At 63.2% G+C, this 13,577-nt stretch carries 13 protein-coding genes; 1 reads left to right on the top strand and 12 read right to left on the bottom strand.

Annotation, left to right across the window (positions count from 1 at the left end):
• Positions 1-6: 6 nt before the first annotated feature.
• From rpsS to rpsL, 10 genes are all read right to left on the bottom strand, one after another.
• Complete coding sequence (gene rpsS, locus JQ627_RS23150) at positions 7-285, bottom strand: 30S ribosomal protein S19 (protein WP_008136357.1); 279 nt, start codon at positions 283-285, stop codon at positions 7-9.
• A 12-nt stretch (positions 286-297) separates the two neighbouring features.
• On the bottom strand, positions 298-1,131 hold the full coding sequence (rplB, locus tag JQ627_RS23145) for a 50S ribosomal protein L2 (RefSeq protein WP_212486430.1): 834 nt from the start codon (positions 1,129-1,131) through the stop codon (positions 298-300).
• 12 nt (positions 1,132-1,143) lie between these two features.
• A complete protein-coding gene (locus JQ627_RS23140; protein WP_008136362.1) occupies positions 1,144-1,446 on the bottom strand; it encodes a 50S ribosomal protein L23 in 303 nt (100 codons plus the stop codon).
• A complete protein-coding gene (rplD, locus tag JQ627_RS23135) occupies positions 1,443-2,063 on the bottom strand; it encodes a 50S ribosomal protein L4 (protein WP_011088150.1) in 621 nt (206 codons plus the stop codon). The genes JQ627_RS23140 and rplD overlap by 4 nt, the downstream gene beginning before the upstream one ends.
• A 1-nt stretch (position 2,064) precedes the next feature.
• Positions 2,065-2,778, bottom strand: coding sequence for a 50S ribosomal protein L3 (gene rplC / locus JQ627_RS23130; protein ID WP_212486429.1), 714 nt, complete (start codon positions 2,776-2,778; stop codon positions 2,065-2,067).
• A gap of 53 nt (positions 2,779-2,831) precedes the next feature.
• Positions 2,832-3,140 carry a 30S ribosomal protein S10 gene (gene rpsJ, locus JQ627_RS23125; RefSeq protein ID WP_002712302.1) on the bottom strand — a complete coding sequence of 103 codons (309 nt, stop codon included), beginning with the start codon at positions 3,138-3,140 and terminating at the stop codon, positions 2,832-2,834.
• Positions 3,141-3,225: 85 nt separating this feature from the next.
• Positions 3,226-4,416: an elongation factor Tu gene (tuf, locus tag JQ627_RS23120; RefSeq protein ID WP_212486428.1), complete on the bottom strand. Its 1,191-nt coding sequence runs from the start codon at positions 4,414-4,416 to the stop codon at positions 3,226-3,228.
• A gap of 40 nt (positions 4,417-4,456) precedes the next feature.
• The gene (gene fusA / locus JQ627_RS23115) at positions 4,457-6,529 is read right to left on the bottom strand and encodes an elongation factor G (RefSeq protein WP_135178089.1); all 2,073 of its coding nucleotides are present in this window, start codon (positions 6,527-6,529) and stop codon (positions 4,457-4,459) included.
• Positions 6,530-6,562: 33 nt separating this feature from the next.
• Positions 6,563-7,033: a 30S ribosomal protein S7 gene (rpsG, locus tag JQ627_RS23110; RefSeq protein WP_028152987.1), complete on the bottom strand. Its 471-nt coding sequence runs from the start codon at positions 7,031-7,033 to the stop codon at positions 6,563-6,565.
• Positions 7,034-7,048: 15 nt separating this feature from the next.
• A complete protein-coding gene (rpsL, locus tag JQ627_RS23105) occupies positions 7,049-7,420 on the bottom strand; it encodes a 30S ribosomal protein S12 (protein WP_007603006.1) in 372 nt (123 codons plus the stop codon).
• A gap of 669 nt (positions 7,421-8,089) precedes the next feature.
• On the opposite strand from rpsL, the gene JQ627_RS23100 reads away from it, so the two are divergent.
• The gene (locus JQ627_RS23100) at positions 8,090-9,340 is read left to right on the top strand and encodes an NAD(P)/FAD-dependent oxidoreductase (protein WP_212486427.1); all 1,251 of its coding nucleotides are present in this window, start codon (positions 8,090-8,092) and stop codon (positions 9,338-9,340) included.
• On the opposite strand, the gene JQ627_RS23095 is transcribed toward JQ627_RS23100, so the two are convergent.
• Positions 9,256-11,286 (bottom strand): ABC transporter ATP-binding protein, encoded by a 2,031-nt coding sequence (locus tag JQ627_RS23095; RefSeq protein WP_212486426.1) that lies wholly within the window; start codon positions 11,284-11,286, stop codon positions 9,256-9,258. The genes JQ627_RS23100 and JQ627_RS23095 overlap by 85 nt on opposite strands.
• A 132-nt stretch (positions 11,287-11,418) precedes the next feature.
• Positions 11,419-13,482, bottom strand: coding sequence for an FAD-dependent oxidoreductase (locus JQ627_RS23090; protein ID WP_212486425.1), 2,064 nt, complete (start codon positions 13,480-13,482; stop codon positions 11,419-11,421).
• Between the last annotated feature and the right edge of the window lie 95 nt (positions 13,483-13,577).

The following is a 13,577-nucleotide window of genomic DNA, read 5'->3' as shown; positions in this document are numbered from 1 at the left end:
TAATCCTCAAGCCTTCTTGGCTTTCTTGTCGCCGGAGTGGCCATGGAAGGTCCGGGTCGGCGAGAACTCGCCGAACTTGTGACCGACCATTTCCTCGTTGACGGCCACCGGCACGTGCTTCTGACCGTTGTAGACGCCGAAGGTCAGGCCGACGAACTGCGGCAGGATCGTCGAGCGACGGCTCCAGATCTTGATGACGTCGTGACGGCCGGACGCGCGCGCGGCATCTGCCTTCTTGAGCAGAGAACCCTCGACGAACGGGCCTTTCCAGACTGAACGAACCATGTCCGGCGTTCCTTACTTCTTCCGCTTGTGGCGGCTTAGGAGAATGAATTTGTTGGTCGACTTGTTGGAGCGGGTCTTCTTGCCCTTGGTCGGCTTGCCCCACGGAGTGACCGGGTGGCGACCGCCCGAGGTACGACCTTCACCACCGCCGTGCGGATGGTCGATCGGGTTCATCGAAACGCCGCGATTGTGCGGCTTGCGGCCCAGCCAACGGTTGCGGCCGGCCTTGCCGATCGAGGTGTTCATGTGGTCCGGGTTCGACACCGCGCCGATCGTGCCGCGGCAACGGCCGTGCACGAGACGCTGCTCACCCGAGTTCAGGCGGACGATGACGTAATCCTGGTCGCGGCCGACGAGCTGGGCGTAGGTGCCCGCGGAACGAGCCAGCTGGCCCCCCTTCCCGATCTTGACCTCGATGTTATGGATGATCGTGCCGACCGGCATGTTGCCGAGCGGCATGACGTTGCCCGGCTTCACGTCGACGTAGTTGCCGGCGACGATGGTGTCGCCCACGGCCAGGCGCTGCGGCGCCAGGATGTAGGCCTGCTCGCCGTCCTGATACTTGATCAGCGCGATAAACGCAGTGCGGTTCGGATCGTATTCCAGCCGCTCGACCGTCGCGGGTGCATCGACCTTGTCGCGCTTGAAGTCGACGATGCGCAGCGTCTGCTTGTGACCGCCGCCGCGGAAACGCACGGTGATGCGACCGGTGTTGTTGCGGCCGCCCGAGGAGTGCTTGCCCTCGGTGAGCGCCTTGACCGGCTTGCCCTTGTAGAGGGCCGAACGATCGACCATGACCAGCTGGCGCTGGCCCGGCGTCGTGGGATTGAATGTCTTCAGTGCCATCGTCGTGCGACCTTACAGACCGGTGGTGACGTCGATCCGGTGGCCCTCTTCGAGGGTCACGATCGCGCGCTTGCTGTTCGACTGCGAGCCGAGATTACCGCGGAAGACCTTGGTCTTGCCCTTGCGGACCAGCGTGTTGACGCTCTTGACCTTGACGTCGAACAGCTTCTCGATCGCTTCCTTGATCTGCGGCTTGGTCGCCTTGGCGGCCACCTTGAACAGGACCTTGTTGTGCTCCGAGGCGATCGTGGCCTTTTCGGTCACGACCGGCGACAGGATCACGTCGTAGTGGCGAGGCTCGATGTTCTTCGTCATTTGAAGCGCGCCTCCAGCGCATCGATGGCGGCCTTGGTCAGAACGAGCTTCTGACGGCGCAGGATGTCATAGACGTTGATGCCCTGGATCGGCAGCACGTCCATGTTCGGGATGTTGCGGGCCGCGGCGGCAAAGCCGTTGTTGAGCTCGGCGCCGTCGATGATCAGCGCGTTGGTCAAGCCGAGACCCGAGAAGTGACCGAGCAGCGCCTTGGTCTTCGCGGCTTCCAGCGCGGCCTTGTCGATCACCAGCAGATCGCCGTCCTTGGCCTTGGCCGAGAGCGCATGCTTGAGAGCAAGCGCGCGGACCTTCTTCGGCAGGTCGGTGGCGTGCGAACGCACCACCGGACCGAAGGCACGGCCACCGCCGCGGAACTGCGGCACGCGGGCCGAGCCGTGACGAGCACCGCCGGTGCCCTTCTGCTTGTACATCTTCTTGCCGGTGCGCCAGATCTCGGCGCGGCCCTTGGCCTTGTGAGTGCCGGCCTGACGCTTGTTGAGCTGCCACTGCACACAACGCGCAATGATGTCCTGGCGCGGCTCGAGGCCGAAAATGGCGTCGGAAAGCTGGACCGAGCCGGCTTCCTTACCTTCGAGGGTCGTGACCTTCAATTCCATCTCACGCCTCCTGCGCAGCCGGAGCGGCTTCCGCTTCGCCAGCAACCTTGAACTTGCCGGGCTTCGGAGCTTCCTTCGGCAGCGGCTTCTTGACGGCGTCGCGCACGCGGATCCAGCCGCCCTTGGAGCCGGGAACGGCACCTTCGACGAGGATCAGGCCGCGCTCGACATCGAGCTGAACGACTCGAAGGTTGAGCGTGGTGATGCGGTCGACACCCATGTGGCCGGGCATCTTCTTGTTCTTCCAGGTCTTGCCGGGGTCCTGACGGCCACCGGTCGAACCGATCGAGCGGTGCGAGATCGACACACCGTGCGTGGCGCGCAGACCGCCGAAGTTCCAGCGCTTCATACCGCCGGCGAAGCCCTTACCGACCGAGGTGCCGGTGACGTCGACGAACTGGCCGACGACGAAGTGATCGGCAAGGATCTCGGCACCAACGGGGATCATGGCATCCGCGGAGACGCGGAATTCCTCGACCCGACGCTTCGGCTCGACCTTGGCGACCGCGAACTGGCCGCGCTCAGCCTTGGGCATGTAAACGGTCTTGCGGCTGCCAGAACCAAGCTGGAGCGCGACGTAACCGTTCTTCTCTTCAGTGCGGTGGCCTACGACCTGGCAATTGCCGAGCTTCAGCACGGTCACGGGGATATGTTCGCCGGCCTCCGTAAAGACCCGCGTCATCCCGACCTTTTGTGCGATCACTCCGGAGCGCATCGGCGTGCTTCCTGTTCTTTCTGTCCGCTAGTCGCGAACGTGATCCAAAAATCTTAGAGCTTGATCTCGACGTCGACACCGGCGGCCAGGTCGAGCTTCATCAAAGCATCGACGGTCTGCGGGGTCGGATCGACGATGTCGAGCAGGCGCTTGTGAGTGCGCATCTCGAACTGCTCGCGGCTCTTCTTGTCGACGTGGGGCGAACGGTTGACGGTGAACTTCTCGATGCGGGTGGGCAGCGGAATGGGTCCGCGGACCTGCGCGCCGGTGCGCTTCGCCGTGTTCACGATCTCGCGGGTCGACGTATCGAGGATACGATGGTCGAACGCCTTGAGACGGATACGAATGTTTTGGCCGTTCATTGCCGTGGTCTCTCTTCAGTGGGGGGTGGCGAATAGCGAATAGCGAATGTCACCACTCGCTACGCGCCAATCCCTATTCTCGTAATTACTCGATGATCGAGGCGACGACGCCGGCGCCGACGGTGCGGCCGCCTTCGCGGATCGCGAAGCGGAGCTTCTCTTCCATCGCGATCGGCACGATCAGGTGCACTTCCATCGCGATGTTGTCGCCCGGCATCACCATCTCGGTGCCTTCCGGCAGGTGCACGACACCGGTCACGTCGGTGGTGCGGAAGTAGAACTGCGGACGGTAGTTGGTGAAGAACGGGGTGTGGCGGCCGCCCTCTTCCTTGGTGAGGATGTAGGCCTCAGCCTTGAACTTGGTGTGCGGCTTGACCGAACCCGGCTTGCACAGCACCTGGCCGCGCTCGACGTCCTCGCGCTTGGTGCCGCGGAGCAGCGCGCCGATGTTGTCGCCGGCCTGGCCCTGATCGAGCAGCTTGCGGAACATTTCGACGCCGGTGACCGTGGTCTTCTGCGTGGCACGCAGACCGACGATCTCGATTTCCTCGCCGACCTTGACGATGCCGCGCTCGACGCGGCCGGTCACGACGGTGCCGCGGCCGGAGATCGAGAACACGTCTTCAACCGGCATCAGGAACGGCTGGTCGACCGGACGCTCCGGCTGCGGGATGTACGAGTCGACGTTCTTCATCAGCTCGATGATGGCGTCGTGGCCGAGCTTCTTGTCGGAATCTTCGAGAGCGGCGAGCGCCGAACCCTTGATGATCGGGATCTTGTCGCCCGGGAAGTCGTACTTCGAGAGCAGCTCGCGGACTTCGAGCTCGACGAGCTCGAGGAGCTCCGGATCGTCGACCATGTCGCACTTGTTGAGGAACACGACGAGCGCGGGCACGCCGACCTGACGGGCGAGCAGGATGTGCTCGCGGGTCTGCGGCATCGGGCCGTCAGCGGCCGACACGACCAGGATCGCACCGTCCATCTGGGCGGCGCCGGTGATCATGTTCTTCACGTAGTCGGCGTGGCCGGGGCAGTCGACGTGGGCGTAGTGGCGGTTCGGCGTCTCGTACTCGACGTGCGCGGTCGAGATGGTGATGCCGCGCGCCTTCTCTTCCGGCGCCTTGTCGATCTGGTCGTACGCGGTGAACGTCGCACCGCCGGCTTCGGCGAGAACCTTGGTGATCGCCGCGGTCAGCGACGTCTTGCCATGGTCGACGTGACCGATGGTGCCGATGTTGCAGTGCGGCTTGTTACGTTCAAACTTTGCTTTGGCCATTTGACTCTCCGTTCAATCGTCAGCTCTAGACCGACGACAATCAGGCAAACTTCTTCTGGACTTCTGCCGACACGTTGGCCGGCGCTTCTGCGTAGTGGTCGAACTGCATGGTGAAGGTCGCGCGACCCTGGCTCATCGAGCGCAGGTTGTTCACGTAACCGAACATGTTCATGAGCGGCACCATCGCGTTGATGACGTTGGCGTTGCCGCGCATGTCCTGACCCTGGATCTGACCGCGCCGGGAATTCAGGTCGCCGATGACCGAGCCGGTGTAGTCTTCCGGGGTCACCACTTCGACCTTCATGATTGGCTCGAGCAGGACGGACTTGCCCTTCTGCAGCGCTTCGCGGAACGCCGCGCGCGATGCGATTTCGAAGGCGAGCGCCGACGAGTCGACGTCGTGGTACTTGCCGTCGACGAGCTGAACCTTGACGTCGACCACGGGGAAGCCCGCGACGACACCGGAGCTCATCACGCTGTTGAGGCCCTTTTCGACGCCGGGGATGTATTCCTTCGGAACCGCACCGCCGACGATCTTGGACTCGAACTCGTAGCCCTTGCCGGGCTCGTTCGGCTCGACCACGATCGACACTTCCGCGAACTGACCGGTACCGCCGGTCTGCTTCTTGTGGGTGTACTTGACCTCGGCCTTCTTGGTGACGCGCTCACGGAACGCAACCTGCGGCGCGCCGATGTTGGCGTCGACCTTGTAGGTACGCTTGAGGATGTCGACCTTGATGTCGAGATGGAGTTCGCCCATGCCCTTGAGGATGGTCTGGCCGGACTCCTGGTCGGTCGACACGCGGAAGGACGGATCCTCCGCGGCGAGCTTTGCCAGCGCCACGCCCAGCTTTTCCTGGTCGGCCTTGGACTTCGGCTCGATCGCGATCTCGATGACCGGCTCGGGGAATTCCATTTTCTCCAGGATCACCTGCTTGTCGGGATCGCACAGCGTGTCACCGGTGCGCGCTTCCTTCAGGCCGGCCAGCGCGACGATGTCGCCGGCATAGGCTTCCTTGATGTCCTCGCGGTTGTTCGCATGCATCAGCAGCATGCGCCCGATGCGCTCCTTCTTCTCGCGCGTCGAGTTCACGACGCCGGTGCCGCTCTGGAGGATGCCCGAATAGATGCGGCAGAAGGTGATGGTGCCGACGAACGGGTCGTCCATGATCTTGAACGCGAGCAGCGCCAGCGGCTCCTTGTCGTCCGCCTTGCGCACGACCTCGTTGCCGCGGTCATCGGTGCCCTTGATCGCGGGCACGTCGATCGGCGACGGCAGATAGTCGACGACGGCGTCGAGCAGCGGCTGCACGCCCTTGTTCTTGAAGGCCGAGCCGCACAGCACGGGATAGAACGCGCCGGTCAGCACCGCCTTGCGGATCAGCCGCTTCAGCGTCGCTTCGTCCGGCTCGTTGCCGTCGAGGAAGGCGGCCAATGCGTCGTCGTCGAGCTCGACGGCGGCTTCCACCATCTTCTCGCGGTATTCCTTGGCCTGCTCGACCAGATCTTCCGGGATGTCGACATAGTCGAACTTCGCGCCGAGCGATTCATCGTTCCAGACGATGCCCTTCATCTTCACGAGGTCGACGAGACCCTTGAAGTTGTTCTCGGCACCGATCGGAAGCTGGATCGCGATCGGCTTGGCGCCGAGACGGTCGACGATGTCGGACAGGCACTTGAAGAAGTCGGCGCCGGTCTTGTCCATCTTGTTGGCGAAGACGATGCGCGGAACCTTGTACTTGTCGCCCTGGCGCCAGACGGTCTCGGTCTGGGGCTCGACGCCCTGGTTCGAGTCGAGCACACAGACGGCGCCGTCGAGCACGCGCAGCGAACGCTCGACTTCGATGGTGAAGTCGACGTGGCCGGGAGTGTCGATGATGTTCAGGCGCTTGCCGGCCCAGAAGGCGGTGGTCGCAGCCGAGGTGATCGTGATGCCACGCTCCTGCTCCTGCTCCATCCAGTCCATCGTCGCGGCACCTTCGTGCACTTCGCCGATCTTGTGGCTCTTGCCGGTGTAATAGAGGATGCGCTCGGTCGTCGTCGTCTTGCCGGCGTCGATATGCGCCATGATACCGAAGTTACGGTAGTCCTCGATGGCATGTTGGCGGGGCATGGGGTGTTCCTTGCGAGTCCGTTTGTTTCGCCGTTACCAGCGATAGTGCGAGAAGGCGCGGTTGGCTTCCGCCATCCGGTGCACATCCTCACGCTTCTTCACGGCGTTGCCACGGTTGTTCGATGCGTCCAGGAGCTCGGCCGAGAGACGCTCGGTCATCGTCTTCTCGTTGCGCTCGCGCGCCGCCGAAATCAGCCAGCGGATGCCCAGAGCCTGACGGCGGGTCGAACGAACTTCGACCGGGACCTGGTAGGTCGCGCCACCGACGCGGCGGGAGCGCACTTCGATCGTCGGCATGACGTTCTCGAGCGCCTGCTCGAACACGCCGAGCGGGCTCTGCTTGGTCTTGGCCTCGATGATACCGAACGCACCGTAGACGATGCCTTCGGCGACCGACTTCTTGCCGGCGTACATCACCGAGTTCATGAACTTCGTCACGATGATGTTCCCGAACTTCGGATCGGGAAGAACTTCGCGCTTTTCCGCTGAGTGGCGACGAGACATTGAGCTGGTTCCCGCTTACTTCGGACGCTTCGCGCCGTACTTCGAACGACGCTGCTTACGGTTCTTGACGCCCTGGGTATCCAGAACGCCGCGGAGGATGTGGTAGCGCACGCCGGGCAAGTCCTTGACGCGGCCGCCGCGGATCATGACCACCGAGTGCTCCTGAAGGTTATGGCCCTCACCCGGGATGTAACCGATCACCTCGAAGCCGTTGGTCAGGCGCACCTTGGCGACCTTACGAAGCGCCGAGTTCGGCTTCTTCGGGGTCGTGGTGTAGACGCGGGTGCAAACACCACGCTTCTGCGGCGACTGCTGCAGCGCCGGCACCTTCTTGCGCGACTTCTGCACTTCACGCGGTTGAGCGATCAGCTGGTTGATCGTCGGCATCCTGGCCTTACCCTTTGTTCTGCCGCGAACCCTTCCGGATCCGCTGTCTTGCTGCGGCCCGTTGTCGGGACCGCAAATTCTTTCGAGCCACCCGCCCGATTGGGCCGCCCTGCACGGAACAATCCGCACAAAGCGAAATTGCGCCAACCGCTCCATCAACGAGCGGAAAGCGCTTCGACGCCACAGAGGACCGCAGTATTGGGACCGATCAGCGTAAAGCCGCGGCCCGCGCACCGAGGTCATGCATCCGAATTCGATCTCGAGAGAACAAGCTCAAGAGACCTAAAATCGCACTGGCATTGCCTAGCTATGATCGACAGCGTTTGAGCGGCATTCGTCGAGGTTGGTGCCCGTCTTAGCGACCCCTGGGGGTCAACGGGTGGCCCGTTCCGACGCTGGCGATGCTCACCGCCTGTCGTTAAGTGAGGCGCTTTCTATAAGTGAGAATCGGTCAAGTCAAGGTGAAACGACAGTCGGAAAACGCTTCTGGCACCTGACGAAATCGCTGTTTGCCCGCACTCACCGCGCATGCCGGATATGGGTACCGGACATCTGTTCCGCCAGCCCAAAAACATTTTATATCCGGGCAAAATGTACTTTTATGACCCTTGCTAAGGCTTTTTTTCCTCTTGATGCGTCAATCTGCCGCCTTCGGCAGAGATTTGCACCATGCGGTACACCGACGTTGCCATTATCGGCGGGGGATTGTCCGGCTCGACCGCCGCCGCAATGCTCGGCCGCGCCGGCATTTCGGCGGTGTTGATCGACCCGCATGAGAGCTATCCGGCCGACTTCCGGGTCGAAAAACTCAGTGGTCGCGTACAGGTCGAGCGATTCCTGAGGACCGGAATCGGAGAATCGGTGCTCCGCCGCGCGACCTTTGCCGGCGAAAACTGGATCGCCCGCTTCGGCCACTTGCTCGACAAGGCGCCGAGCCGGCAGTTCAACATCCTCTACGATTCCCTCGTCAACGCCGTCCGCGACGAGATCGCTGCTGACGTCGAACGCATCTGTGCCAAGGCGGTCTCGCTCGAGACGAGCCCGAAGCGGCAAAAGATCACGCTCTCCAATGACGAGACGATCTCCGCCCGCCTGGTCGTGCTCGCCAACGGCCTGAATGTCGGCCTGCGTCACCAGCTCGGCATCGCGCGAAAGATCATCAGCGCCTGCCATTCGATCTCGATCGGGTTCGACGTGGTGCCGGCGGGGCGGAGTTCATTCGACTTCCCGGCGCTGACCTATTTCTCGGAACGGCCGAGCGACCGCATCCCCTACATCACGCTGTTTCCGGTCGGGACGCGGATGCGCGCCAATCTGTTCGTCTACCGCGGCTTCGACGATCCCTGGCTGCGCGAGCTGCGCCGTGCGCCGGCCGAGACATTGAACGCCGCCCTGCCCCGGCTCAAGCTCATCACCGGCGCCTTCGACATCCCCGGCGAGATCAAGATCCGCCCGGTCGATCTCTACGTGAATGACGCAAGCGACCGGCCCGGCCTCGTGCTCGTGGGCGATGCCTTCTCGACCTCCTGCCCCGTCGCCGGCACCGGCTGCGACAAGGTCTTCACCGACGTCGAGCGGCTCTGCAATGTCTACATCCCGCAATGGCTCGCTTCCGACGGGATGGATGCGGACAAGATCGCCGCGTTCTACGCCGATCCGGTCAAGCGAGGTTGCGACGAATGGTCGGCGGCGAAGGCCTTCGACTTCCGCTGCGTCTCGACCGCGACGAGCCCATACTGGACGGCACAGCGCTGGGCGCGCTTCATCGCATGGTCGGTCCAGGGACTATTGCGGCCGTTCGGAGGAGCGCTTCATCTGGAACCGAATTTCCTCGGTCACTCCTCCTCGTCGTCCTCGTCCTCATCATCCTCGAGGTCGTCTTCATCCTCGTCGTCATCGTCGTTGTCGTCATCGGCCTGAGCCACAGCGCCATGCGGCTGGTGGATCTGGTCGTTCCACAGCTTGCGATAGGTGCCGTTCCTGGCGAGCAACTCGGCGTGCGAGCCGCGCTCGATCGCCCTGCCCCCTGAAATCACGATGATCTCGTCCATTTCGACCACCGAGGTCAGGCGGTGGGTCGACCAGATCATGGTGCGGCCCTTGGCGACCTTCAGCAGCGTACGGTTGATCGCCGCTTCCGTGGTCTGGTCGAGCGCCGAGGTGGCTTCGTCCAGCAGCAGCACGGAAGGGTTGCGGATGATCGCGCGCGCGATCGCGATGCGCTGGCGCTGGCCGCCCGAGAGCGTATCGCCGCGCTCGCCGACCGCCGTGTCGTATCGCTGCGGCAGACTCATGATGTAGCGGTGGATCTCGGCCTTCTTGGCGGCGTCCTCCACCTCCTCGTCGGTCGCGCCTTCCTTGCCGAGCCGGATGTTCTCGCGGATCGACATGTTGAACAGCATGTTCTCCTGGAACACCACCGCCATGCTCCGGCGCAGCGAATCCAGCGTCACCTTGCGGACGTCGACGCCGTCGATGGTGACGCGCCCCTCGTCGGGCACGTACAGCCGCAGGATCAGATTGAGCAGCGTGCTCTTGCCCGAGCCCGAGGGGCCGACGATGGCGATGCGCTTGCCGACATTGAGCTTGAGGCTGAGATTGTCCAGCACCGGCGTCTGGCTGCCTTCGTACTGGAACGTGACGTGGTCGAAGGTGATGTCGTTGGTGATGCGCGGCAGATCGGGCGCGCCGGGACGATCGGCGCCGCGCGTCGGCTCGTCCAGCAGCTCCTGCATGTGGCGGATCGCGGCGGCCGAGGAGATCGACACCGGGATGAAGTGCATCACGTGGGCGATGTTGTAGGAGACCTCCCAGAACGCGCTCTCGAAGGTGACGAAGGTGCCGATGGTGATCTGGCCCTTGGTCGCGAGATAGGCGCCGATCGCGAGCACGACGAGGTGCAGCAGCAGCACCGAGATGGTGACCGTCCGCTCCACCATGGTCGAGAGGAACGCGGCCGAAGCGATCTTGTGGCGCGTCTCGGTATTACGGAAGGTGAAGAAGCCGAACATCTTGCGCTGCAGGCTGAACGCCTTGATCACGGCCTGCGCGGCCACGTTCTCCTGCACCATGCCGAGCAGCGCGCTCTCGTTCTGCTTCTGCTCGTAATTGGCCTGCACCGCCTTCGGGGTGAGGATGCGAGGCCCGATCAGCGTGATCGGGAACACCAGCAGCGCGACCGCGGCGAGCTGCCAGTTCAGGAACACCATCAGGATGATGCCGGCGATCAATTCCAGAAACGGCAGCGCTGCACTGTTGGCGAAGGTCTTGACCGAGCCCTCGAAGGCCGAAAGATCGACGGAAAAGCGCGACAGGATCTCGCCGCGCTTGGTGCGGCCGAAATAGGCCGCCGGCAGGTCCTGGACGTGCTCGAACAGGCGCTTGCGGACGTCGGAGATGATGCAGGCAGCCAGCCGGGCGTCCCAGCGCTCGTACCAGACCGCGACGATCGAGGTGAAGATGCCGGCGACCGCGAGCACGCCGAGGATCTTGTAGAGCGCCTGGAAATCCTCCTCGCCGAGCGCGTCGTCGATCAGGTACTTCAGGCTGAGCGGCATGATGACGTTGAACAGCGTCTCGACGAAGACGCCGAACGCCACGAATGACAGCATCCGCTTGTAGTTGGACAGGAAGGGCTTGACGAAACCCAGGATGGTCGCGAGCGCGCCGGCGGCTTCGCGCGCAGTGAAGACGACGAGGTCCTCGTCCTCATCGTCGTCGTCGAGCTCCAGCTCGTCATCCTTCTCGTCTTCGTCGTCCTCGTCGTCTTCGAGGTCAGGCTTGGCGGCGACAAGCTTGTCGTCGAGCTCGGCCGCCTCTTCCGCGGAGAGCTTCTGTTTGTCGGGCGGGAGGGGCTTGGACGCCATGAAACCAACCGATGCTGACGGCCGGCATGACCGCGGAGAAAGCAGGAAATAGCGGCAACCGCTATCGCACCGATTCTATGCGATCATGATGAATTCGGCAAAGCAATTGGCTAGGCCGGTCCGATCCTGTCTCTAGTCGTCGTCCTCATCCTCGACCTTGTCGAAGAAGGAATAACGCAGGCTGTCGGCGTCGGCGTACCACTGGCCCGGACCCTTGTTGGCGGCAAGCGTCGCCTCCCAGAGCGCATCGGTGCAGTCCTTGCGGTGCATCGACAGCTCGAAGCCGTTGCCGAAGAACAGCTCGGACCATTCCCACCAGGTGCCGAGCTTCTTGACGCCGCGCAGCAGGTCGTAGCGGTCGATCACCACTGAAGCCATGTCCGAGGTGATCGAGCCGAACACGAGGCCGGTCTTGACCACGCGATTCAGTTCGCGGATCGCGCGGACCACCTGCTTCGGGGAAACATGGCAGAGGCTGGTCTCGAACACGAAGTCGAAGGCGCCGTCCTTGAACGGCATGTCGGTGATCGAGCCGAGCTTGTTGTACTTCTTCAGCGCCTTCGGCGTCCTGGCGTGGATGGCGCGGTTGCTCTCGATGCCGAAGGCATCGATGCCGCGATCGCGCAGCGCGCCGACCAATTCGCCGCTCGCCGAGCCCGCGACCAGGAGCTTGGCGCCCCTGGCCTTGCCCCAGACGATGCCGATCAGCTTGGTGAGATAATCGGGATCGGTGAAGTGGCTCCAGGCCTCGCTGTAGGGACCGAGGCCGCGATAATTCTCGAAATAGTCGCGGTCGATCTTGTCCGAGACCGGCTTGCCCTCCTCCTGTGCGCGCTCGCGGCGCAGGCGCATCATCTCGGTCAGGATGATGTCGGTCGCCGCGTCCGAGGAGTCGAGCAGACCGTTCAGCGTGGAGTCGAACAGATAGTCGCCGACCACCACGATGCCGGGATGCTCCTTCGGCTCCGGCCGGTGATTGGTCATGACGTCACGCACGGGCAGACCGCCCGGGATAGCATTCACCGACGACAGCCAGCGGTGGATCTTGCCTTCCACGAAATGCGAACGCGCATCGCCGAGCGAGGCCGGCAGCGATTTCAGCGCGGCGTCGATCAACTCCTGGTCCGACAGATTGGCGAAAGCCAGCGCGTCTGAGCCGGGAATGAGCCAGTTCAGCACGCCGTGCTTGCCGACGTCATGGCGCGCGCCCTCATTGTAGACGCAGCAGCCGCCGAAGGCTTCCGACATGAACCAGGCGCCGGAAATCTTCTCGCCCCAGAACGGGGTGTCGAACAGGATCGAGACGCGCAGATAATGCGCGGGACGATCGAAATACGAGACGTGCTTGACCATCGACTTGCGGAGCTGCTCTCCTTCCCAGCCCATGGTCGCGAGCCAGGAATGCGGCAGGCAGACCAGCACCAGGTCGAAGTCGCGCGTCTCCGGCCCCTTGCCGTTCATCATCTTGAGCTGGTAGCGGCCGGTCGGCGCCTTGCCGACGGTCAGCACGCGATGATTGAGCTGGATGTCGGCGTTGACCTCCGACTGGAGGCAATCGATCAGCTGCTCGTTGCCGTTCTGGATGGAATAGAGACCGATATAGCCGTCGACATCCATCAGATAGTTCTTGAGCGCGTTGAGCCCGTTGGTGTTGTGGCTCTCGGTCGCGATGTCGGAGCGCGCCATCACCTTGAAGAAACGCTTTGCGGTTTCGTCCTCGACCTCCTCGTCGAGCACCTGCTCGGCGGTCTTGTAGGCCCAGGGATTCTCGTTGTCGTGCGCGCCGACGCCCTCGTAATATTCGATCGGCGACATCGCCTCGGCGCAGCGCGTGCGGAAACCCTCGATCGCCGCCGCGGTCTTGGCGCCGAATTTGCGGCGCATGCCTGCGACGTCGTTGAGCAGCTCGCCGCCGAACTGCACCTGCTCGGCGTCCATCGGAATCGTCTGCAGTCCGAAATGCTGGATCAGTTCGCGCAGCGGATCGGGACCGGTCATCGAGTAGTCGTAGATCTCCGCAACGCCGGCCTCGTACATCGCCGGCGCGGAATCGAATTTGCGCGTGACGATCTTGCCGCCGAGCCGGTCGGAGGCCTCGTAGATGGTGACGCGGCAGAGGTCGCCGAGCTTACGCTTCAGGTACCAGGCGCTCATCAGCCCGCCGGGGCCGCCGCCTACGATTGCGAGATCAAGCATATGAGTTCCGTGGTCTCCGGCCCTGCCCCCGTCACGGGACCACCGGTCTAAGTTCCCTTAGCAGAAGCGCTTTTGCGCCTGAAGGAAAGATGAAC

Origin of the sequence: Bradyrhizobium liaoningense, from assembly GCF_018130785.1 — a bacterium.
GTDB classification, from domain to species: domain Bacteria; phylum Pseudomonadota; class Alphaproteobacteria; order Rhizobiales; family Xanthobacteraceae; genus Bradyrhizobium; species Bradyrhizobium liaoningense_A.
This window is presented reverse-complemented; position numbering and strand designations above follow the sequence as displayed.